This is a genomic window from Rhodococcus sp. YH1 (assembly GCF_009939605.1).
Lineage (GTDB): Bacteria > Actinomycetota > Actinomycetes > Mycobacteriales > Mycobacteriaceae > Rhodococcus > Rhodococcus aetherivorans.
This window is the reverse complement of sequence record NZ_WVTE01000223.1, coordinates 21,321-43,074: the sequence shown is the minus strand read 5'-3', so window position 1 is coordinate 43,074 and position 21,754 is coordinate 21,321. Positions and strand designations below refer to the sequence as shown.

The 21,754-nt window shown below is 71.8% G+C and carries 23 protein-coding genes; 8 read left to right on the top strand and 15 right to left on the bottom strand.

Annotated features, from left to right (window positions below; all coding sequences use genetic code 11):
* Positions 1-128 precede the first annotated feature (128 nt).
* On the bottom strand, positions 129-716 hold the full coding sequence (locus tag AIIKEEIJ_RS18650; RefSeq protein ID WP_006941359.1) for a hypothetical protein: 588 nt from the start codon (positions 714-716) through the stop codon (positions 129-131).
* A gap of 129 nt (positions 717-845) precedes the next feature.
* Positions 846-1,049: a cold-shock protein gene (locus AIIKEEIJ_RS18645; RefSeq protein WP_003935252.1), complete on the bottom strand. Its 204-nt coding sequence runs from the start codon at positions 1,047-1,049 to the stop codon at positions 846-848.
* Between the two features lie 391 nt (positions 1,050-1,440).
* Here AIIKEEIJ_RS18645 and AIIKEEIJ_RS18640 point away from each other — a divergent pair, with 391 nt between their 5' ends.
* Entirely contained in the window at positions 1,441-3,786 is a 2,346-nt protein-coding gene (locus AIIKEEIJ_RS18640) for a DEAD/DEAH box helicase (protein ID WP_161996313.1), read from the top strand.
* Positions 3,787-3,795: 9 nt separating this feature from the next.
* On the opposite strand, the gene AIIKEEIJ_RS18635 is transcribed toward AIIKEEIJ_RS18640, so the two are convergent.
* The 7 genes from AIIKEEIJ_RS18635 to ssd are packed head-to-tail and all read right to left on the bottom strand — an operon-like array spanning position 3,796 to position 8,356.
* Positions 3,796-4,140: an Rv3654c family TadE-like protein gene (locus AIIKEEIJ_RS18635; protein ID WP_044476208.1), complete on the bottom strand. Its 345-nt coding sequence runs from the start codon at positions 4,138-4,140 to the stop codon at positions 3,796-3,798.
* Positions 4,137-4,451, bottom strand: coding sequence for a TadE family type IV pilus minor pilin (locus AIIKEEIJ_RS18630; RefSeq protein WP_072634213.1), 315 nt, complete (start codon positions 4,449-4,451; stop codon positions 4,137-4,139). Before AIIKEEIJ_RS18630 ends, AIIKEEIJ_RS18635 begins: the two co-directional genes overlap by 4 nt.
* 17 nt (positions 4,452-4,468) lie before the next feature.
* Positions 4,469-4,672, bottom strand: coding sequence for a DUF4244 domain-containing protein (locus tag AIIKEEIJ_RS18625; RefSeq protein ID WP_006941350.1), 204 nt, complete (start codon positions 4,670-4,672; stop codon positions 4,469-4,471).
* Positions 4,673-4,714: 42 nt separating this feature from the next.
* Entirely contained in the window at positions 4,715-5,353 is a 639-nt protein-coding gene (locus AIIKEEIJ_RS18620) for a type II secretion system F family protein (RefSeq protein WP_072634206.1), read from the bottom strand.
* Positions 5,317-6,117 (bottom strand): type II secretion system F family protein, encoded by an 801-nt coding sequence (locus AIIKEEIJ_RS18615; protein WP_072634205.1) that lies wholly within the window; start codon positions 6,115-6,117, stop codon positions 5,317-5,319. The genes AIIKEEIJ_RS18620 and AIIKEEIJ_RS18615 overlap by 37 nt, the downstream gene beginning before the upstream one ends.
* The gene (locus AIIKEEIJ_RS18610; RefSeq protein ID WP_050036261.1) at positions 6,114-7,286 is read right to left on the bottom strand and encodes a TadA family conjugal transfer-associated ATPase; all 1,173 of its coding nucleotides are present in this window, start codon (positions 7,284-7,286) and stop codon (positions 6,114-6,116) included. The genes AIIKEEIJ_RS18615 and AIIKEEIJ_RS18610 overlap by 4 nt, the downstream gene beginning before the upstream one ends.
* On the bottom strand, positions 7,283-8,356 hold the full coding sequence (gene ssd / locus AIIKEEIJ_RS18605) for a septum site-determining protein Ssd (protein WP_006941338.1): 1,074 nt from the start codon (positions 8,354-8,356) through the stop codon (positions 7,283-7,285). The genes AIIKEEIJ_RS18610 and ssd overlap by 4 nt, the downstream gene beginning before the upstream one ends.
* 377 nt (positions 8,357-8,733) lie before the next feature.
* Between ssd and AIIKEEIJ_RS18600 the strand changes: the two genes are divergently transcribed.
* Complete coding sequence (locus AIIKEEIJ_RS18600) at positions 8,734-9,576, top strand: HAD-IB family hydrolase (protein ID WP_006941337.1); 843 nt, start codon at positions 8,734-8,736, stop codon at positions 9,574-9,576.
* Between the two features lie 409 nt (positions 9,577-9,985).
* Here AIIKEEIJ_RS18600 and AIIKEEIJ_RS18595 read toward each other — a convergent pair whose 3' ends face one another.
* A complete protein-coding gene (locus AIIKEEIJ_RS18595; RefSeq protein WP_161996312.1) occupies positions 9,986-10,738 on the bottom strand; it encodes an oxidoreductase in 753 nt (250 codons plus the stop codon).
* A gap of 204 nt (positions 10,739-10,942) precedes the next feature.
* Here AIIKEEIJ_RS18595 and acs point away from each other — a divergent pair, with 204 nt between their 5' ends.
* Complete coding sequence (gene acs / locus AIIKEEIJ_RS18590) at positions 10,943-12,880, top strand: acetate--CoA ligase (protein ID WP_161996311.1); 1,938 nt, start codon at positions 10,943-10,945, stop codon at positions 12,878-12,880.
* A gap of 71 nt (positions 12,881-12,951) precedes the next feature.
* Here acs and AIIKEEIJ_RS18585 read toward each other — a convergent pair whose 3' ends face one another.
* A complete protein-coding gene (locus AIIKEEIJ_RS18585) occupies positions 12,952-14,325 on the bottom strand; it encodes an MFS transporter (RefSeq protein ID WP_161996310.1) in 1,374 nt (457 codons plus the stop codon).
* A 196-nt stretch (positions 14,326-14,521) separates the two neighbouring features.
* On the opposite strand from AIIKEEIJ_RS18585, the gene nhaA reads away from it, so the two are divergent.
* From nhaA to AIIKEEIJ_RS18570, 3 genes are read left to right on the top strand one after another with little or no spacing between them, the layout of a single operon-like run.
* Positions 14,522-15,739: a Na+/H+ antiporter NhaA gene (gene nhaA, locus AIIKEEIJ_RS18580; RefSeq protein ID WP_029547217.1), complete on the top strand. Its 1,218-nt coding sequence runs from the start codon at positions 14,522-14,524 to the stop codon at positions 15,737-15,739.
* Positions 15,736-16,236 (top strand): phage holin family protein, encoded by a 501-nt coding sequence (locus AIIKEEIJ_RS18575; RefSeq protein ID WP_006945547.1) that lies wholly within the window; start codon positions 15,736-15,738, stop codon positions 16,234-16,236. Before nhaA ends, AIIKEEIJ_RS18575 begins: the two co-directional genes overlap by 4 nt.
* Positions 16,237-16,244: 8 nt before the next feature.
* Entirely contained in the window at positions 16,245-17,189 is a 945-nt protein-coding gene (locus AIIKEEIJ_RS18570; protein WP_006945554.1) for an alpha/beta fold hydrolase, read from the top strand.
* A 12-nt stretch (positions 17,190-17,201) separates the two neighbouring features.
* On the opposite strand, the gene AIIKEEIJ_RS18565 is transcribed toward AIIKEEIJ_RS18570, so the two are convergent.
* From AIIKEEIJ_RS18565 to nth, 4 genes are read right to left on the bottom strand one after another with little or no spacing between them, the layout of a single operon-like run.
* A complete protein-coding gene (locus AIIKEEIJ_RS18565; RefSeq protein WP_006945555.1) occupies positions 17,202-18,392 on the bottom strand; it encodes a MarP family serine protease in 1,191 nt (396 codons plus the stop codon).
* The gene (locus AIIKEEIJ_RS18560; protein ID WP_161996309.1) at positions 18,389-19,087 is read right to left on the bottom strand and encodes an NUDIX domain-containing protein; all 699 of its coding nucleotides are present in this window, start codon (positions 19,085-19,087) and stop codon (positions 18,389-18,391) included. Before AIIKEEIJ_RS18560 ends, AIIKEEIJ_RS18565 begins: the two co-directional genes overlap by 4 nt.
* A complete protein-coding gene (locus tag AIIKEEIJ_RS18555) occupies positions 19,084-19,707 on the bottom strand; it encodes a TlpA disulfide reductase family protein (RefSeq protein ID WP_161996316.1) in 624 nt (207 codons plus the stop codon). The genes AIIKEEIJ_RS18560 and AIIKEEIJ_RS18555 overlap by 4 nt, the downstream gene beginning before the upstream one ends.
* A gap of 37 nt (positions 19,708-19,744) precedes the next feature.
* A complete protein-coding gene (nth, locus tag AIIKEEIJ_RS18550) occupies positions 19,745-20,539 on the bottom strand; it encodes an endonuclease III (protein WP_037201375.1) in 795 nt (264 codons plus the stop codon).
* A 72-nt stretch (positions 20,540-20,611) separates the two neighbouring features.
* Between nth and AIIKEEIJ_RS18545 the strand changes: the two genes are divergently transcribed.
* Positions 20,612-20,881: a hypothetical protein gene (locus tag AIIKEEIJ_RS18545; protein WP_029547213.1), complete on the top strand. Its 270-nt coding sequence runs from the start codon at positions 20,612-20,614 to the stop codon at positions 20,879-20,881.
* A gap of 198 nt (positions 20,882-21,079) precedes the next feature.
* A complete protein-coding gene (locus tag AIIKEEIJ_RS18540; protein WP_003935274.1) occupies positions 21,080-21,754 on the top strand; it encodes a Crp/Fnr family transcriptional regulator in 675 nt (224 codons plus the stop codon).

Genomic DNA, 21,754 nt, shown 5'->3' with positions numbered 1-21,754 from the left:
CCCGCACCTTCCCTGTTCGCTGACATGTCGTGCTTCTCCCCGACATGTATACCGACCCGTTCCCCGGACGCGGCCATACACAGGGTCGCACACCTGCGACGGAAGGCCTGTCACCTGTGATGCGGCGCCTACCGCACGCGCGGCCAGATCTGCCGCGCGCGGGGGTCGTCCGGCGGCGCCCCGATGTTCTCGACGAGACGCATCAACCTGCGTCGCCCGGACACCCGCAGGCCCGGTGCGGCGCCGCGCGTGCCGATCAGCGTCGGCGCGATCCCGGCGCGCATCAGCGACTGGGCCAGCACCGGGTGGGTGTCCGGGGCATGCGGATCCAGCCCCAGCACGTAGCGCTCGCCCTCGGCCTCGGCGCGGCCGGCCGCGAGCACCCACGCCCGCAGGGCTCGCGAGCCCGGCACCCATCCCGCCGGCACCGCCTTCACCGCACCCCGTGTCCATGCGGCCGCCACCGGGACGAGTTCCGGTAGGGCGGCGGTGCGCACCAGGGGGTGTCCCTCGTCCGTCCGGGTGACCTCCGGGGACAGCGCGGCCTGCGCCATCAGCTCCGCGATCGCCTCCGCCCGCCACGGCTCGTCCACGACCACGGAGATCCGTGCGCCGTCACCGGAGACCACCGCGTGGCCGTGCGCGGCCAGCAGGCCGCCGAGGTCGGTCGGGTCCGGGGGCATCTCCTCGGCCCCGAAGAACGACAGTTGGCTCACTCACCCGCCCTTCCTCCGCTACCTGCCGCAGAAACAGATCGTCCCCCCTCACCGATGGTGACGGGGGACGATCGAGGATTCGGTCCCTGCGGACCGAGTCACGTCAGGCTCCGGCAGGAGCGTCGACGATCAGAGCGCGCGAACGCCGGTGGCCTGCGGGCCCTTGGTGCCCTGGCCGACCTCGAACTCCACGCGCTGGTTCTCCTCCAGGGTGCGGAAGCCGCTGCCCTGGATCTCCGAGTAGTGGACGAAAACGTCGGCGGAGCCGTCCTCGGGAGCGATGAAGCCGAAGCCCTTCTCCGCGTTGAACCACTTCACAGTGCCCTGTGCCATGCTTTTCCTTCTCTTTCTAACACCGGATGCGGCGGTTCGCGGGCGAGCGAGCCGCCGGGCCGGTTCCGACCGCTGTACTTCTTGATCCCCCCACAGGAAGAGCAAAGCACCGCGCTCGCAACCATCGATCCTGCGAGCCGTGCACTTTCTCAAGTCACCGAACACAGAAGCTGCGACCGATGTCAGTGAACCACGTTCCGGGCGCAGACAACAGTAGGCGGGCGCACAATTCGCCCGAAAATTTGATCTTGTATATGCCGACGGCAGGATTACTCGCCGGTACGGTTACGTCGATGTTACCCCGCGCGCGACCGGACACCGACCGAACGCCGGGAGCGATGGCCTACTACGCTGGTTACCCATCCCGACCGCATCCTCCGGAGTACCCAGTGTGACCAGCTCGCCGCACCGCCGTCCCGTCGGCGACGGGCCGTCGAGCTTCGGCCACGAACTGCTCGAACGGGTGCTTGCCGGCACGCCGGCCTCGGAACATCCCCTCACCCACAGCGCGGACCTGCCCGCCCGCGACGTTCGCCACACCGACTGGCCGGACTGGGCGTCCGACGCCGTCGTCCGGGCTCTGCGCGCCACCGGCGTGCCCCGGCCGTGGAGCCACCAGACAGAGGCCGCCGACCTCGCCGCCGGCGGGGAGCACGTCGTCGTCTCCACCGGCACCGCCTCGGGCAAGTCCCTCGCCTACCAGCTACCCGTGCTCACCGCCCTCGCCGAGGACCCGCACGCCACCGCGCTGTACCTCTCCCCCACGAAGGCGCTCTGCGCGGACCAGTTGCGCGCCGTCACCGAGGTGACCGCCGCCGAGCCCGAACTCGGTCACGTGCACGCGTGCGCCTACGACGGCGACACCTCCACCGAACTGCGGCAGTGGGCGCGCAGCCACTCACGGTGGATCTTCACCAACCCCGACATGCTGCACATGTCGATGCTGCCCGGGCACGCCCGCTGGTCCCGGTTCTTCCGCCGGCTGCGCTACGTGGTGGTCGACGAGTGTCACTCCTATCGCGGCGTCTTCGGCTCCAACGTGGCCCTGGTGCTGCGCCGGCTGCGGCGGATCGCCGCGCGCTACGGCGCCCGGCCGGTCTTCGTCCTCGCCTCCGCCACGACCGCCGACCCCGGCGCCGCGGCGTCCCGGCTCGTCGGCGCGCCCTGCCGGGAGGTGACCGAGGACGGCTCCCCGCACGGACCTCGCACCGTCGCGCTGTGGGAGCCGCCGCTGCTCGAGCAGGTGACCGGCGAGAACGGTGCCCCCGTGCGCCGCGCCGCCGGAACCGAGGCCGCCCGCATCCTCGCCGACCTCGTCGTCGAGGGTGCCCGCACCCTCGCCTTCGTGCGGTCCCGGCGCGGTGCCGAACTCACCGCGCTCGGTGCGCAGCGGCTGCTCGCCGAGGCCGCCCCCGAGCTCGTCGATCGGGTCGCCGCCTACCGCGCCGGCTACCTCGCCGAGGAGCGCCGCGAGCTCGAGGCGGCCCTGGCGGACGGCCGGCTGCTCGGTGCCGCCAGCACCAACGCCCTGGAACTCGGCATGGACATCGCCGGCCTGGACGCCGTCGTCGTCGCCGGATTCCCGGGCACCGTCGCGTCGTTCTGGCAGCAGGCCGGCCGGGCCGGGCGCCGCGGTGCGGGATCGCTGGTCGTGCTCGTCGCCCGCGACGATCCGCTCGACACCTACCTCGTGCACCATCCGGCGGCGCTGCTCGACAAGCCCGTCGAGGCGACGGTCACCGATCCCACCAATCCGTACGTGCTCGGCCCGCAACTGCTGTGCGCCGCGCTCGAGCTGCCGCTCACCGACGCCGAGGTCGAGGAGTTCGGTGCGGCCGACGTGCTCGCCGCCCTGGCCGCGCAGGGAGCGATCCGGCGGCGCCCGCACGGCTGGTTCGTCACCCCGGACACCCGTCCCCACTCCGACATCGACATCCGCGGCGGCATCGGCACCCAGATCGCCATCGTCGAGTCGGACACCGGACGGATGCTCGGCACCGTCGACGGCGGTCGCGCACCGGCGACCGCGCATCCGGGAGCGGTGTACCTGCACCGCGGCGAGTCGTTCGTCGTCGACGAGTTGCACCTCGACGACGGGATCGCGCTCGTGCACGCCGAGGACCCCGAATGGTCCACCTCCGCGCGGGAGATCACCGACATCGTCGTGACCGCCGTGGCGGAACAGCGCTCGCTCGGGCCGGTGACCGTAGGCCTCGTCGAGGTCGAGGTGACCCACCAGGTGGTCTCGTACCTGCGACGGCTGCCGTCCGGCGAGGTGCTCGACAGCACCGACCTCGACATGCCGTCCCAGTGCCTGCCGACGCGCGCGGTGATGTACACCGTCACCCCCGAACTGCTCGACCGGTGCGGGATCGGACCGGAACGGGTACCCGGCGCGCTGCACGCCGCCGAGCACGCCGCCATCGGCCTGCTGCCGCTCGTGGCGACGTGCGACCGCTGGGACATCGGCGGCGTGTCCACCGCGGTGCACCCGGACACCGGGCTGCCCACCGTCTTCGTCTACGACGGGCATCCCGGGGGCGCCGGTTTCGCCGACCGCGGGTACGCGCGCATCGCCGAGTGGCTCGGTGCAACCCGCGCGGCCGTGACGGCCTGCGAATGCGCCGCCGGTTGCCCGTCGTGCGTGTACTCCCCCAAGTGCGGCAACGGCAACGACCCGCTCGACAAGGCCGGCGCGGTCGCGTTGCTGGGCGCGGTGCTCGACACCCTCGCCTGACCTCGCGCCTCACCCGGCCGGCCCCGCCCGCGCGATCGCCCGGGCCTGCCGCCCAGCCGGCAGCGACACCTCGGCCCCGACCTCGACGACGGCGTCCCAGCCGTCGACGGTGCACGAGCGCACCTGCACCCGCATCCGCGCCGCGATCCGGTCCGCCTCCGAGCATGCGGTGTCCGATCCGCGATCGAGCGCACCGGCCACCGCCAGGGCCGCCAGGTCGGCCGCCGCCTGCGCCCGGTGCCGCGTCGCGACCCCCGCCCCCGTCTGCACGAGCAGCCCGGTGACCACGATCAGCGCGACCGCGACGAAACACCCCAGCACGCTCGCACTACCCCGGTCGTCCCCGAATGTCACTGCGCCACTTCCGGTTCGATCACGGATACCGCCTCCGCCGTGAGCGTCACCATCGGCAGCAGCGGACCGTCCGCCGTCACCGTCGCCACGACGAGGTCACCGTCGGGGCGCACGGAGATCCGTGCGCCCTCCGGAGCGACCCGCGCCGCCACCTCCACCGCTCGCACCCCGTCGCCGCGAGCCGCGAGCCGGGCGGCCTCCCGCGCCGCGTCCTGACACCGGAGCTGATTCGAAACACACAGCACCGCACCGAGACACAGCACGAGAACACTCACCAGCGTGGTGAGGGCGATCGCCGCCTCGACGGTCACCCCGCCGTCGTCCCCGCTCACACCGCCGTGTTCAGCGCGCGCTCGACGATGCCGGTGAGCGCGGTGACGATGTTGTCGCCGGTGACCACCGTGTACAGCACGGCACCGAACGCCGCCGCGGCGATCGTGCCGATCGCGTACTCCGCGGTGGACATGCCGTCCTCCGCCGCGACGGCACCGCTCAGCCGCTGCGCCGCCGCCCGAATCACGTTGCCTACCATGGTTCCTCCCCTCCTTCGGCGCGGACCGTCCGCGCCGACGTCTCACAACAGCCCGTCGCCGAGCACGCGTCCCGCGAGCCCGATCACGACGGGCACGATGCCCAGGCACACGAACGCCGGCAGGAAACACAGCCCGAGCGGGCCGCTGACCAGGACCCCGGCACGCTCGACGGCCGCAGCCGCCCGGTCCTCCGCCTGTTCGCGCTGTCGCTCCGCCACCTCGGCGACGATGCCCGACAGCGGGGCACCGGACCGCGCCGATCGCCGCGCCGCGCGGGCGAAGGCCTCCAGCGCCTCCGTCTCGGCGCCGGAGCCGTCCGAGGTCGCGTCCCCGAGACCGCTCCACGCGTCCGTCGGGGCGGCCCCGAGCTCGAGCCGGTCCGCGCCCCGACGCAGGGCCCGTGCGAGGGCCGGCGGCGCCGAGTCGGCGACCGTCCGGGCCGCCGTCGCCGTCGGCAGGCCGGCACGCAGGCAGGCGGCCATCAGGTCGAACGCGGCGGGCACGGCATGGGGGTCGTCCGGCGCACCGCCGGAGTCGGCCGCTCCGCCGGACGTCGCGGCCCCTGCGGCGAGGGCCTGCAACCGTCGCGCCTGCAGGTCCGGCAGGATCACGAGCGCCACGGCAAGGCACACCAGCGACGCCGTCACGATGCCACCCGCGTCGCGATCCGATCGGTCCACAGCAGCCCGGCGCACGCCAGCACGGTGCCCACCACCAGCAACACACCACCGAGACCGTCGCCGAGCAGCACCGTCACCGGCGCGGCCCCCATCATCTGCCCCAGCGCCACACCGAGCGCCGGAAGGGCCGCGAGCACCGTCGCCGTCGCGCGGGCCCCCGCCAGTCCCGCCTCGGTGCGCGAGCGCAGCCGCATGCGGCCGGACAGATCCGAGCGCGCGGCCGTGAGGAGTTGCGCCAGCGCCAGCCCGTGCCGGTCCGACACCTCCCAGGCCGCGGCGAGCCGCTCGAGCGACGCGGCGAGCCCCGGCTGTCCCGGCGCGCGGGCCGCGGCGCGCAGGCCGTCGGCCGCGCTGCCGCCGAGCCGGACCCGCGCCGCCGCGACGCGGAAGGCGTCGGCAGTCGGCCCGGTCGTCTCCCGCGCCGCCGTCGCGCACGCCTCGGCCGGATGGGTGCCCACCTCGAGCTCGGCGACAACGGTTTCGAGCCCGGCGAGCAGGGTCCGCTGCTCGGCGTCGAGTGCGCGGTCCCGGCGCCGTCGCCGCAGCCGTCGCACGGCGGTGCCGGCGACGACCGCCGCCGCGACGGCGGGCGCGACGCCGAGCAGCAGCGCCGGGAGGACGCACAGCCCGACCGTCACCTCCTGCGGCGGCCGCCACGACCGTCCGGCGGCGACCGTCGTGCGCAGTGCCCGCAGCCGCGGCGTGGCGACCGCACCCGGCGCCACCAGCACGGCCGCGGCCAGGCACAGGGCCGCCGCGGTCACCGCGGTTCCCGTCGGCGGAACAGCTCTTCGAGTCGGTCCATGCCGGCCTCCGTGCCGCGCTCGTGGGTCCACGCGGGCGCGACGACGACACCCGACACGGTGTCCCGCTGCACGACACCGATCTCCGTCAGCCGGCGGGTCCCGTCGGGGGTGCGGTGCACGTGCAGAACCACCTGCACCGCCGCGACGAGCTGGCTGTGCAGGGCGGCCCGGTCCAGGCCGCCGAGTGCGGCGAGCGCTTCGAGCCGCGCCGGCACCTCGTCCGGCGAGTTGGCATGCACCGTGCCCGCGCCGCCGTCGTGACCGGTGTTCAGTGCCGTCAGAAGATCGACGACCTCGGCGCCGCGCACCTCGCCCACGACGATGCGGTCGGGCCGCATCCGCAGCGCCTGCCGCACGAGGTCGCGCACCGCGACCTCACCGACGCCTTCGACGTTGGCGGCCCGGGCGACGAGCCGCACGACGTGGGGATGGGCGGGAGCGAGCTCGGCGGCGTCCTCGACGCACACGATCCGCTCGCCCGGGTCCACCGTGCCGAGCAGTGCCGCGAGCAGGGTGGTCTTGCCTGCCCCGGTGCCCCCGACGACGAGGAAGGCGAGCCGGGCGGCGACGATCCGTCGCAGCAGCCGATAGGCGTGCGGATCGACGGCGCCGCGATCACGCAGCGCGTCGAGCCCCTGGGTGGCGGGCCGCAGCACGCGCAGCGACAGGCAGGTGCCGCCCTGCGCGACGGGTGCGAGGACGGCGTGCAGGCGCACCCCGAAATCGCCGTGCCCTGGCAGCCGGCCGTCGACCCACGGCTGCGCGTCGTCGAGGCGCCGTCCGGCGAACAGCGCGAGGCGCTGGGCGAGTCGCCGCACCGACGCCTCGTCGGGGAAGGCGACGGGAGCGAGCCGCAGCCCGGCGCCGCGGTCGACCCAGACCCGGTCCGGGGCGGTGACGAGGACGTCGGTGACGCCGGGCTCGGCGAGCAGCGCTTCGAGCGGGCCGGCGCCGGAGAGCTCGGTCTGCAGGTGCCGCAGGGCCGTGAGCAGGTCGAAGTCGCCGAGAACCCCGCCGGACTCCGCACGCAGCGCGGCGGCGACGCGGTCCGGCGTGGGTTCGCCGGCCTCGGTCGCGAGCCGTTCGCGGACCCGGTCGAGCAGCTCGGCGGTGAGGACGGCGCTCATGCCGCCCACCGCGAGCCCGGTTCGGGTCCGGTCAGCACGTCGAGGACGGACTCGGCGGCGTGGACGAGTGGAGAGCGCCGTCCGAGCCGCAGTCCGCCGCGTTCGAGCGCCGCGGCGAGCCCGGGCTGCGCGCGCATCGTGGTGATCAGCGGCAGCCCCACCACGTCGGCAACGTCCCGGCCGCGCAACCCGCCGGGGGCCGGGCCGCGCACGACGATGCCCTGATTGGTGTTCTGTTCGGCGACCCAGCCGGCGACCCGCCCCGCGGCGAGGGCGGCGCGGACGCGGGCGGGCACCACCAGCACGGTCAGGTCGGCGGCGGCCACCATCGCCTCGGCGGCGGGCCCGCGGCTGCGGGGCACGTCGCACACCACCAGGTCGCCGGAGCGGCGGACGGTGTCGAGCACGGCGGTGACCGCGGCGGGCGCCGGCTCTGCGGCGGACTCGCGATCTGCGGACAGCACGCCGAGTCCCGGCAGCCATTCGGGCACCGCATCGCGCAGGGTCCGGGCGGAGAGCCGGCCACGATCGACGGTGAGACCGGGCCAGCGGACACCCGGCCGGTCCTCGATTCCGGTGAGGACGTCCAGTCCCCCGCCCAGGGGGTCGCCGTCGACGAGGAGGGCTCCCGCACTGCGCCGGAAGGCGGCGACCGTCCATGCCAGGGCGGCTGCGAACGTGGACGCGCCGGCGCCGCCGCAGCCGCCGAGGACAGCGACGACGTGGCCGCCGCCCGCGTCGGGCTCGGCGGCCGTGCCGAGCACGGTGAGCAGTTCGACCTCGTCGTCGGGCAGTCCCACCACGTGTTCGGCGCCGACCGCGGTGGCCGCCTGCCAATCGGGGAGGTCGGCGCCGCCGGCGGTGACCAGGACGATTCCGCCCCGCCGGGGGAGCTGCTGCGCGCATGCCAGGGCCGCGGTGCGGTCGATCACGACGAGTCCGGCGTCGAGCCAGGTTCTGCGCGACGGCGTCGTCACCGTCTCACCGACCGTGCGGTCGGAGGCGGCCGCCACGCGACGCAGGCTCGCCATCAGCGCGGGATCGTCGACGAGGGCCAGGACATCGGTCATGGCGCCCAGCTTGCGCGGTGGCCGGGCGCCCCGGAAGCAGCTGCCGGGGGAACCGGCGAATCTGTGGATGAACGCGCTGCCTGTGGATGAACGCGCCGGGCTCCGAAAGGTCCCGGAACAGAGGACGACCCTCGCCAGGGGGGGAGGAGGCGAGGGTCGTCATGTTCAGCCCCGGGGGGGCGGGCTGAACACCCCCTGGACTATGTCCAGGTGTCGTCGATACTACGCCCCGACCCGATATTTGCAAGTTCAACCGTCGCGCATTTCACGCAGTGTGCAGGTTCGACCGTCGCGCGTTTTGCGCAGGTGGAGGGGCCGGACGACCGGCCGGAGCGCAGGGCGTACCGGGAAGGAGCAGTCACACCTATTGTGGTGCCGTGACCGACGCGACCGTGGCCCCGACCCAGTCCGGCCGAATCGCCGCCTTCTTCGACCTCGACAAGACCGTCATCGCGAAGTCCAGCGCACTCGCCTTCAGCAAGCCGTTCTTCGCCCAGGGACTCCTCAACCGGCGGGCGGTGCTGAAGAGCAGCTATGCCCAGTTCCTGTTCATGCTGTCCGGGGCCGACCACGATCAGGTGGAGCGCATGCGGGCCCACATCGCGGCGATGTGCACGGGCTGGGATGTCGAGCAGATCAAGTCGATCGTCGCCGAGACGCTGCACGATATCGTGGATCCTCTGGTCTTCGCCGAGGCCGCCGATCTCATCGCGGACCACAAGCTCCGCGGGCACGACGTGATCATCGTGTCCGCGTCCGGGGAGGAGGTGGTCACTCCCATCGCGGCGGCACTGGGGGCGACGCACAGCACCGCCAGCCGGATGCGGATCGAGGAGGGCCGCTACGCCGGAGAGCTGGAGTTCTACTGCTACGGCGAGGCCAAGGCGGAGGCGATACAGGCACTGGCGCTGCAGTACGGTTACGATCTCGCACGTTGCTACGCGTACTCCGACTCGTCGACGGACATTCCGATGCTGCGGGCCGTGGGCCATCCGCGCGCGGTGAACCCGGATCGGGTGCTGCGTCGAGAATCCCTCGAAAATGGTTGGCCGATACTTACTTTCACGCGTCCTGTGCCGCTCCTGCATCGTCTCACCGCGACGCCGCCGGCCGCCGTCGCCGCGACGGCCGCGATCACGGCGGGCGCGGTGGCGGCGGGCGCGGCGACGTACCTCGCGCTGCGCCGGCGGCACCGGCCGGGGTTCGCGGCGCGCGGGTGACGGTCCCGAAAATGGGACTTGCCCCCCTCGGAGACCGGGAGTAGAAAGGAGTTACGGAAGGACGGAAGGCCAAGAGCGAATCGGAAGAGAAGGTTCGATCTCCCGACCGGAATTCCCAGCACGGACACCGAGCACCCACGCGGAGCCGATGCCACTATAAGGGCAAAAGTGTTGTGGGCTTGCGAGATTCGGGTCTTCGAAGGCGAACACCCCGCACCCGTTGCGAGGACGAACCAGCGATATCCGAACCCTCGCCGAGGCCAGTGACACACAACCCATGCAGCACGCTTGGTAACTCGGCAGTCCGTGCCGGCGGGCGACGCCACCGAAGTCATTCGGCGACGTCGCCCGCTTACATGTGGTCACCTGCATGAAAATCGGTGACACGCAAGACGATTCACGCTCCGGATCATCCTCCGGCGAAGGCGTCCGCGATCGATGTCGCCTCGCGCGCGCCCGCTTCCAGCCCGCCGCAGCAGAAGACGATCCAACCCCCGACGCCCTCCGCGGTGCCCGACTCGAAGCCCGCGAGCCCGTCGCGGTAGACCTGGGCGCGACGCATCCAGCTCACCTCGGGAATACCGAGATTGTGCACGTCCAGCCCGCTCGCGACCGACACGAGGCGGGACGCCGCCCGGGCGATCACGCCGTCGGCGACACCGAACGGGCGCAGCACCGCCAGCTCGCCGTGCACCACCGCGGCCAGCACCGGCGCCGGCGCCCGGGTGCCTCCGGTCACCAACTGGGCGAGCGCGTCGAGCCGCTCCCCCACGCCCGGTTCCGTGCGAGGCCGGCCCAGCGCCTCCGACTCGTCGACGAGGTCGGCCGCCGCGAGCAGGTGCAGGCGCGCAAGGGCCTGCAGGGGCGCGCGCTGCCAGGTGGACACCATGACGGCCAGGCCGTCGCCGTCGAGCGCCTGCGCCACCCGCAGCGCACCGGAGAGGATCGGATCACCCGCCTCCCCCGGCGGCGGCAGCTCCATCGATCCGCCGTCGAGCGCGGCGGAGGCCCGGGCCGCCCGAACCGACGCCTCGGCGGCGGTGTTCGGCCAGCCGCGCCGGTTGGTCCTGTGCCGGTGCACCTCGGCGAGGGCATCGCGCGCCCGGTCCGCGGCATCGCGCACTCCGGGCAGGTCGAGCAGGGGCTGCAAGGGGTCGGTCACGGCATCCGACGGTACCGGCTGTTGCCGACCACCCGCGCCCGCGGTTCCACTGGCCGCGGAGGCCGACCGCCCGTCGCGCGGGACCGACCGATTGTCGAAAGTGACCAGGTTGCAGCCGGATGCAACGGTGCGATGTCGGTCACAGGTGACTACCCTCACAGGTGCCCGAACTGTTTGGACCGACCGGAAAGAGGCCCCGCAACCATGACGAGCGCAGCGCAGGACCACGAACAGCAGGTGTACCCACCGAGCCCCGAGTTCGTCGCCACCGCCAACGCCGGTCCCGAGTTGCAGGCCGCCGCAGACGCCGACCGGCTCGGATTCTGGGCGACGCAGGCGCAGCGGCTGGACTGGGCCACCGAGTGGTCCGAGGTGCTGGACTGGTCCGACGCGCCGGTGGCGAAGTGGTTCGTCGGTGGGCAGCTCAACGTCGCCTACAACTGCGTCGACCGGCATGTCCTCGCCGGCAACGGCGACCGCGTCGCCATCCACTTCGAGGGCGAGCCCGGCGATTCGCGCGCGCTGACCTACAACGATCTGCTCGCCGAGGTGTGCAAGGCGGCGAACACCTTCACCGACCTGGGCCTGGTCGCCGGCGACCGGGTCGCGATCTACATGCCGATGATCCCCGAGGCGATCGTGGCGATGCTCGCTTGCGCCCGCCTCGGCCTGACCCACTCGGTGGTCTTCGCCGGGTTCTCCTCGCACGCGCTGCGCTCGCGCATCGACGACGCGCAGGCCAAACTCGTCGTCACCGTCGACGGGCAGTGGCGCCGCGGTCAGGCCGCCCCGCTCAAGCCGGCCGCCGACGAAGCTGTCGCCGATGCGGCGTCGGTGCAGCACGTGCTGGTGGTCAAGCGCACCGACATCGACGTCGACTGGACCGAGGGCCGCGATCTGTGGTGGCACGAGACGGTCGACAAGGCCTCCGCCGAGCACGAGGCGCAGCCGTTCGACGCCGAGCACCCGCTGTTCATCCTCTACACCTCGGGCACCACCGGTAAGCCCAAGGGCATCATCCACACCTCCGGGGGCTACCTGACGCAGGCCTCCTACACCCACCACTACGTGTTCGACCACAAGCCCGGCCGCGACGTGTACTGGTGCACCGCCGACATCGGCTGGGTCACCGGGCACAGCTACATCGTGTACGGGCCGCTGAGCAACGGCGCGACCCAGGTCGTCTACGAGGGCACCCCGAACTCGCCGAACGAGCACCGGCACTTCGAGATCATCGAAAAGTACGGGGTGAGCATCTACTACACCGCCCCGACCCTGATCCGCACCTTCATGAAGTGGGGCCGGGACATCCCCGACGCGCACGACCTGTCCTCGATCCGGCTGCTGGGCTCGGTCGGCGAGCCGATCAACCCCGAGGCGTGGCGCTGGTTCCGGGAGGTCATCGGCGCCGGCCAGGCCCCGATCGTCGACACCTGGTGGCAGACCGAGACCGGCGCGATCATGATCTCCCCGCTGCCGGGGATCACCGCCACCAAGCCGGGCTCGGCGATGGCGCCGCTGCCCGGCATCTCCGCCAAGATCGTCGACGACAACGCCGTGCCGCTGGGGGCCGGCGGCAACGGCTACCTGGTGCTCGATCAGCCGTGGCCGTCGATGCTGCGCGGCATCTGGGGCGACATGGACCGCTACAAGGACACCTACTGGTCCCGGTACGCCGAGGAGGGCTGGTACTTCGCCGGCGACGGCGCCCGCTACGACGAGGACGGGGCCCTGTGGGTCCTCGGCCGCGTCGACGACGTCATGAACGTCTCCGGACACCGGATCTCGACCTCGGAGGTCGAATCCGCGCTCGTCGGGCACCCGGCCGTCGCCGAGGCCGCCGTCGTCGGTGCCGCCGACGAGACCACCGGCCAGGGCATCGTCGCGTTCGTCATCCTGCGCGAGGGCGTGACCAACAGCGGCGATCAGCTCATCACCGAGCTGCGCAACCAGGTCTCCACCGAGATCTCCCCGATCGCCAAGCCCCGGCAGATCTCGATCGTGCCGGAACTGCCCAAGACCCGCTCCGGCAAGATCATGCGCCGCCTGCTGCGCGACGTCGCCGAGGGTCGCGAGCTCGGCGACACCTCCACCCTGGTCGACCCGAAGGTCTTCGAGGCGATCCGCGCCCAGGGCAAGTAGGCAGCGGAGCTGCCGGTGCGTCCTTCGGGTTGTCGTAGCCGCCCGAAGGACGCACCGGCCGCGAAGCGGCCCTACACCTCCTCGAGGTGGCGGTCCTTGGTCTCGTGCATCACGAGCAGCGCGACGAAGGTCAGCGCGGCGGCCACCAGCAGGTACACACCCACCCAGCCGACGCCGTAGGTGGTGGCGAGCCACGTCGCGATGAACGGGGCGACGGCCGCGCCGAGGATGCTCGAGACGTTGTAGGCGATGCCCGAACCGGTGTAGCGCACGTTGGTCGGGAACAGTTCGGGCAGCACCGCGCTCATGGGGCCGAAGGTGAAGCCCATGAGGATCATGCCGATGATCAGGAACAGGAGCATGCGCGGTTCGCTCATGCCCTCCGGGGCGAGCAGGATCCCGAAGGTCAGGCCGAACGCCATGATGGTTCCGGTGATGACCAGCAGCGTGATGCGGCGGCCGTGGCGATCGGCGAGACGACCGGACACCGGGATCGCGGCCGCGAAGAACAGCACGGCGACGAGTTGGAGCACCAGGAAGTCCGAGTACTGGAAGCCGGCGCCGGTGCCGCCCTGGGCGGGGGTCTTGCCGGTGCCGTGGCTGAGCACCCAGGTCGTCATGATGTAGAAGAGGGTGTACGTCGCGAGCATCACGAAAGTGCCGATGATCAGCTGACGCCAGCTCGTCCTGAACACCTCGGCCAGTGGCGTCTTGACCTTCTTGCCCTCGGCGACGGCCTGGGCGAACACCGGGGTCTCCTCCAGCTTGAGCCGCACGTAGAGGCCGATGATCACCATCACGGCGCTGAGCAGGAACGGGATCCGCCAGCCCCACGTCAGGAACGCGCTGCCCAGGTCGGGGTCGGCGTTGTCGTGGTTCAGGAACAGCGTGATGATCAGGAACAGGCCGTTGGCCAGGAAGAATCCGATCGGCGCGCCCAACTGGGGCCACATGGCGGCCCAGGCCCGCTTGCCCTTCTCGGCGGTCTCGGTGGCCAGCAGCGCCGCGCCGCTCCATTCGCCGCCGAGGCCGAGGCCCTGGCAGAAGCGCATCAGTGCGAGCAGTGCGGGGGCCAGCAGTCCCACCTGGTGGTACGTGGGCAGGATTCCGATGAGGAACGTCGCGATGCCCATCGTCAGCAGCGAGCCGACGAGGGTGGCCTTGCGGCCGATGCGGTCCCCGAAGTGGCCGAACAGGATCGAGCCGACCGGCCGGGCGACGAACGCGAGGCCGAACGTCGCGAGCGAGGCGAGCAGGGCGGTGGTGCCGTTGCCCTTCGGGAAGAACAGGTGCGGGAACACCGACACGGCGGCGGTCGCATAGATGTAGAAGTCGTAGAACTCGATCGAGGTGCCGACGGTGCTCGCGACGATGATGCGGCTGCGCGGTACTCCCGCGACCAGCGATCCGTCCCGCCCGGCGGTGTTGTCGAGGGAAGTGCTCACGAAACCAGCTCCAGAGAATCACATGATGGGAATCGATCCCAGTTGCTAGGAAAGTGAACACTTCCTTTCCCGAGCGAATCAAATCGGACATCGGTCGTCCGGGTCGGCGACGGCTACGATTCGTGCCGGGATACGCCGGGACGTCCGTTCGGCGGCGCTCCCCGCGTACCCCGAATTCGCGAATCGAAAGGCCTTCGTGAACCAGCCACTGCGCTCGGAACTCACCCGGTACCTGCGTACCGAGACCGTCGGTGGCGCGATCCTCCTGGTCGCCGCCGCCGTGGCCGTGCTGTGGGTCAATTCCCCGCTCGGACCCGCCTACGAGGCGCTGCGCGACTTCCCCCTCGGGCCGGAATCACTGCACCTGAACCTCACCGTCGGCACCTGGGCGCAGGACGGCCTGCTCGCCGTGTTCTTCTTCGTCGCCGGACTCGAACTCAAACGCGAGCTGGTCGTCGGTGAACTGGCGGACCGTAAGAGAGCCCTGCTGCCGGTCATCGCCGCGTGCGGCGGCGTGCTGCTCCCGGCGCTCATCGCCGCCGCGGTCGGGTGGGGCAGCCCGGGCATGGACCGCGGCTGGGCGATCCCCGTCGCCACCGACATCGCTTTCGCACTCGGAGTCCTCGCCCTTACCGGTTCCCGCATCCCCACCGGCGCGCGCGTCTTCCTGCTCAGCCTCGCCGTCGTCGACGACCTCATCGGCATCGCACTGATCGCCGTCCTGTTCACCACGTCCATCGCGGCACTGTGGCTGCTCGGGACCGTCGCGTGCGCCGCCGCCTACTGGTACGCCCAGCACAAGCGGATCACGACCTCGTGGCTGTATGTCCCACTGGCGCTGCTCACCTGGTACGGCATGCACGAGGCCGGCATCCACGCCACCATCGCGGGCGTCGTGCTGGGCCTGCTCACCCGCGTCCGCACCGACCCGGGCGAGCGGCAGGCACCGGCCGAACGGCTCGCCCACGACATCCAGCCCTGGTCCGCCGGCCTGTGTGTGCCCCTGTTCGCGCTGTTCGCCTCCGGCGTCCCCATCAACGGTGAGGTCCTCGGTGACGTGTTCACCAGCCCGGTGGGCCTGTCCGTCCTGCTGGGCCTGCTGATCGGCAAGACCGTCGGCATCTTCGGCGCGTCCTGGCTCGCGATCCGCGTGGGCGTGGCCACCAGGCCGACCGGGCTGGCGTGGCAGGACCTGCTGGCACTCGCCGTGCTCGGAGGCATCGGATTCACCGTGAGCCTGCTCATCGCCGACCTCTCGCTCGCCGGTATCGACGGCGGGGCGCCCGCGGAGATCGCGAAGGCGTCCGTCCTCGTCACGTCACTGATCGCCTCGGTGCTGGGATCGACGCTACTGTTACGGCGTGGGCGAGCCCACCGTAGTCAATACGAACCAACTGGAGGGGTCGACAATTGAGCGTGACGAACGGGAACCGGAAGCAGGGTGACGGGGTACCGACGAGCATCTCGTCCATTCCGCTGACCGAGGTGCGCGCCCGCACTCCTCAGGAAGCGAGCATCGGAGACCTGGTCCGCGATGCCACGGCACAGGTCTCGACGCTGTTCCGCGCCGAGGTCGAACTCGCCAAGGCCGAGGTCACCGGGGAGGTGAAGAAGGGCCTGCAGGGCAGCCTGTTCTTCATCCTGGCCTTCGCGGTCCTGGTGTTCAGCTCGTTCTTCTTCTTCTTCTTCCTCGCCGAACTGATCGACATCTGGACGCCCCGCTGGCTGGCGTTCCTGATCGTCTTCCTCATCATGGTCGTGGTCACGGCGATCTTCGCCCTGATCGGCTACCTGCGGGTGCGCAAGCTGCGCGCCCCGGAGAAGACCATCGACTCGCTCAGGCAGGCCCGTACCGTCCTGCCGCAGCAGCACGACGCGGAGCCGGCACCGGGCCCCCGGCACGCGCGCTGACCCTCCACATGCAGGGCACCGTGTCCCTCCCCGATCCGTCCACGGTCCGGTACCCCGGGCCGTGGACGCACCGCGACATCCACGCCAACGGCATCCGCCTGCACGCCGTCGAGGCCGGCCCGTCCGGCCCCGACGCGCCGCTGGCGCTGTTCCTGCACGGGTTCGCCGACCTGTGGTGGTCGTGGCGCCACCAGCTCACCGCCTTCGCGGACGCCGGATACCGCGCCGTCGCCGTGGACCTGCGCGGCTACGGTGACTCCGACAAGCCGCCGCGCGGCTACGACGGCTGGACCCTGTCGGGCGACGTCGCCGGCCTCATCCGCGCCCTCGGCTGCTCCGAGGCGACGCTGATCGGACACGCCGACGGAGGCCTGGTGTGCTGGGCGACGGCCGTGCTGCACCCGCGGCTCGTCCGGGCGATCGCCCTCGTGGACTCGCCGCACCCGATCTCGCTGCGGGACGCGGCGCTGCACGACCGCGCGCAGCGGTCGGCGCTGCTGCCCACGTTCCTCGCCTACCAGGTGCCGTGGCGGCCCGAACGCAAGCTCGTGCGCGACGACGGGTGGGAGATCGAACGACTGCTGCAGGCCCGTTCCGGCGCGCGGTGGCAGCAGTCGGACGAATTCCGGGAGGTCGCGGAGCGGATGCGGTCGGCCATCCGGATTCCCGGCACCGCGCACTGCACGCTCGAGTACCAGCGCTGGGCGTTCCGCAGCCAATGGCGGCCGGACGGACGCCGGTTCATGGCCGCAATGGACAAGACGCTGACCCTGCCGGTCCTGCAACTGCACGGCACGCTGGACCCGTACGTGCTGCCGGCGACCGTGCGCCGGTGCGTCCGCCACGCTCCGGGCCGGAAACTGCTCATGATCGACGACGCCGGGCACTACGCCCACCAGGAATGCGCCGACGACGTGACCGCCGCGCTGCTCGACTTCGCCGCCGGACTGTAGGGACGCCCCAGCTCAGGCGATGCACGTACCCGTCGCCACCGCCGCGAAGGAATCGTCGGCCAGCTCCAGCTGACTGCTCACCTCCGCCGCGGTCAGCACGAACCCGGTATCGCTGTTGTCCACGGCCGCGCCGAACACGACGCCGAGCACACGGCCCTGATCGTCGACGAGCGGCCCGCCGGAGTTGCCCTGACGAATCGAACCGCGGACGGTGTACACCTCCCGTTCGACGGTGCCGGAGCGGTAGATGTCCGGCCCCTGCAGGTCGAGTGTCTCCCGGATCCGTGCGGCGCTCGCCGTGTACGGGCCCCCGCCGGGATATCCGAGGACGAGGGCGTCCTGACCCGAATCGGCGGGCGCGGGCGCGAACGCGAGCGGCGCCACGTCGAGTCCCGGCACCGAGAGGATCGCGACGTCGACGGCGGGATCGAAGAGCACGACCTCGGCGTCGAGCGCCCCACCGAGCGTCTCCACCGACACCGCCGACGTGCCGGCGACGACGTGCGCGTTGGTCATGACGCGTTCGGGCGCGACGACGAACCCGGATCCCTCGAGCGCACGCTGGCAGCTCGGCGCGACGCCGTTGATGCGCAGCACACTCGGGTGCAGGTCGAGCGCGACGGGACTGGCGAGCACGCTCGGGTCCGGCGGCTCCACCTCGGTGATGGGCGTGCGGCCGAACGGCCCGATCACCTCCGGCAGGCCCGAGGTGTCGAGCAGCGCCGAGAACTCCTTGGGGACGCCGCGCAGCCAGTCCGGGGCCAGCACGTCGACCGTGGCCAGCACCCGGGAGCCGCGTACGGCGGCCGAGATCTCCGGTTGCGACGACGCGGTGAGCGGAATCGCGAGCAGCCACGCCGCGACCAGCACCGCCACGGCCTGCAGACCGGCCCCGACCACGCTGTCGACGCCCCGCGCGACGGGGCTGTGCATGTTGCTCCGTGCCGCCCGGCCGAGCACCATGCCCGCGACCTCGCCGATGATGACGAGCACGACGATGAGCGCAATCCCGGCGAGGATCCGCATCCGTCCCTCCTCGACGTGCACGAGCACGTGCGGGGCGATGAGGATGCCGGCGACCGCGCCGAGCACCACGCCGAGGAACGCCAGCGCAGACGCCACCGCGCCCTGCCGCAGGCCCGACGACGCGGCCACGAGCACGACCAGCAGGATGAGCACGTCGATCCATCCGGACGGTGTCACGGTTCGACCACCCCTGTCTCGAGCTCGGCGAGCGTGACCTCGAAGTCACGGATGTCGGTGTGGTCCCACTCGATCTCCCAGCCCGACACCGCGAACAGGCCCGCCAGGATCCCCGCCGTGAACCCCCACACGAGCATGTCGTCCACGAGGAAAGCCGGTCCCTGGTAGCCGCGCTCGTGCCGGATCTGGAAGCGGTTGTCCGGATCGAGCAGGTCGTGCAGAGAGACCCGCACCACCCGGACGGCCTCGCGGGGATCGACCACCCCGATGGGGGTGGGCTTCTCCCAGAAGGCGACCACCGGGGTGACGTCGAACCCCGACGGTGGGATGAAGATCTCGGGCAGCACCGTCAGCGGACGGACGCCGACGGGGTCGAGGCCCGTCTCCTCCTGCGCCTCGCGCAGCGCGGTCGCGATCGGGCCGTCGTCCTCCGGGTCGGCGGCGCCACCCGGGAAGGCGACCTGCCCGCTGTGCTGACGCATCGTCGGCGCCCGCTGGGTGAGCAGGACATCCGCGTCGGCGGGCAGACCGCCCCGCGCGAGGGGATCGGGTTCGGACGAGCCACCGAACAGCACGAGCACGGCCGCCGGACGGACGGTGAACCCGTTCGGTGCGCGGCGGTCGAGCACCGGGTTGACCTGGTGCGGATCGCTCGGCGCCACGGTGGACACGCGGCGCAGCCAGTACGGCGTCATACCTTCACCCCCAGGTGGTTCTCCACGGCTGCGGCGACGTCGTCGGCGCTGCGGAACGGCTGAGGCAGCACCTTCGCGACGGAACCGTCGGGCCGGATCAGCACCGTCACCGGCAGCACGGGTGGCGACTGCACCGCTGCCTGCACGCGCGCGGACCCGTCCTGCACCCCCGGCAGCCGTACGGCGTACTCGGCGAGCCGGGACAGGGCGTTGGCCTCGTTGGGGTCGGTGTGGACGGTGACGACCGCAACCGCGTCACCGGCACGCTGCGCGTACTCCTGCAGGTAGGGCAGTTCCTCGGCGCACGGCCCGCACCACCAGGCCCACAGGTTCACCAGCGCGGGCCGGCCCGCGAGCGCGGCGGCCAGATCGACGCTGCTGCCGTCGCCGAGGCACTCGAACCGCAACCCCGCGAGGGGCCCGGCCCCGTTCGCGGCCGGGGCCGGGCAGGGCTCGAGCGCCGCCGCGGCACGCAGCGGCGCGAGGGATTCGGGGGTGTCCTGGGCGCGGCGGTCCACCGGCGCCGCGGTCGGGCGACCACCGTCGGCGGCCGGCGCCGGGTCGTCGGCGTCGCGGGGCCAGATCGCGACGATCAGGGCCACCACGACGACGAGGGCCACCAGGCTCCAGCGGCCTGCGCGGGTCAGTTGCACCGGGTCACCGTCCGGCCAGTTCGAGCAGGTGCTCGGTCTCCGGTCCCTTCACCAGCGCGGCGGCGGTCACGGGGTCGGTGGGTCCGATGCCGTAGGACGGGCAGTCCTTGGCCAGCACGCAGATGCCGCAGGCGGGTTTGCGGGCGTGGCAGACGCGCCGGCCGTGGAAGATCACCCGGTGCGAGAGCAGGGTCCATTCCTTGCGGTCGACGAGCGCGCCGACGGCGTGTTCGATCTTGACGGGGTCGGTTTCCTCGGTCCACTTCCAGCGGTGCACGAGACGCTGGAAGTGGGTGTCGACGGTGATGCCGGGGATGTCGAACGCGTTGCCGAGGACCACGTTGGCGGTCTTGCGGCCGAATCCGGGAAGTGTGACGAGATCCTCGAGGCGGCGCGGTACCTCGCCGTCGAACCGCTCGAGCAGGGCCTGTCCGAGGCCGATCAGGGAGTTGGCCTTGTTGCGGTAGAAACCGGTGGGCCGGATGTACTCCTCGAGCTCGGCCCGGTCGGCCTCCGCGTAGGCGCGGGCGTCCGGGTAGCGGGCGAACAGGGCCGGGGTGACCTGGTTGACCCGCACGTCGGTGCACTGCGCGGACAGGATCGTGGCGACCGCCAGCTCGAGCGGCGTGGTGAAGTCGAGTTCGCAGTACACGTGGGGGAACGCCTCGGCGAGCCGCCGGTTCATGCGGCGGGCCCGCCGCACCAGGGCGAGCCTGCTCTCGGGTTTCCGCTCGCCTCCGGACACGCGTCGTCGGCGCACGTCGGGACTCTCGGACGGGGTCGCATGCACCTGCTCCACTGTACGTACCCGGCCGGTCGCGGATTCGGCGCTGTGTCGCTTCTGAGACCTTTCTTGTGTTTACTTCCCGGTATGCAAGCTCTTGCTGTCGTACTCTTCCCCGTGCTGCTCATGCTGTTCGCATTGGCGATGGAGCGGGTCGAGTCCCGGCTGAGCCGTCTGTCCGTTCGCCAGCAGGAGGTCGAGGAGTTCCTCGACAAGGCGAGCCACGACGACGTCGCCACCCTGGCCAGGGAGGGATTCCCCCACGCTCTCGCCCGGTTCCACCGCCGTCGGCGGCGGGTCCTCGTCATGGAGCTCGACGATGCGGAGTCCGACATGGGAGCGCGCCGCGCGAGCTGATTTCGGGACGCATCGGTAGGATGCGTGGGCGTTGCTGCAGGAACGGCACGGCAGCTGTCGTGGTGTCAATCACTCATGCCGAGTGCGCGCACAGTAGACTTCGTTTCCGTACGCGTTGCAGGTGGCCTGTCCGGGCGCCCGTGGACGTCGTGCAGACCCGGCAGCATGACGACGAGAATATTCCCCAAAGGAGCGCACGTGGACGACGTCCTGGCCAGAGCAGGCATCTTCCAAGGAGTCGAACCCTCGGCGGTTGCGGCGCTGGTCAAAGAGCTTCAGCCGGTCGATTTCCCCCGCGGACATGTCATCTTCAACGAGGGTGAGCCGGGCGACCGCCTGTACATCATCGTCTCCGGCAAGGTGAAGCTCGGCCGCCGCTCGCCGGACGGCCGCGAGAACCTACTGACCATCATGGGCCCGTCCGACATGTTCGGTGAGCTGTCGATCTTCGACCCGGGCCCGCGTACCTCCACCGCCACGACCGTGACCGAGGTCCGCGCCGTGAGCATGGACCGCGACGCCCTCAAGGCCTGGATCGACCAGCGCCCGGAGATCGCGGAGCAGCTGTTGCGCGTGCTCGCGCGCCGTCTGCGCCGCACCAACAACAACCTGGCCGACCTGATCTTCACCGACGTGCCCGGTCGCGTCGCGAAGGCTCTGCTGCAGCTCGCGCAGCGGTTCGGCACCCAGGAGGCGGGCGCGCTGCGCGTCACGCACGACCTGACCCAGGAGGAGATCGCACAGCTCGTCGGCGCCTCCCGCGAAACCGTGAACAAGGCGCTCGCCGACTTCGCCCACCGCGGCTGGCTGCGGCTCGAGGGCAAGAGCGTGCTCATCTCCGACTCGGAGCGCCTCGCCCGCCGCGCGCGGTAA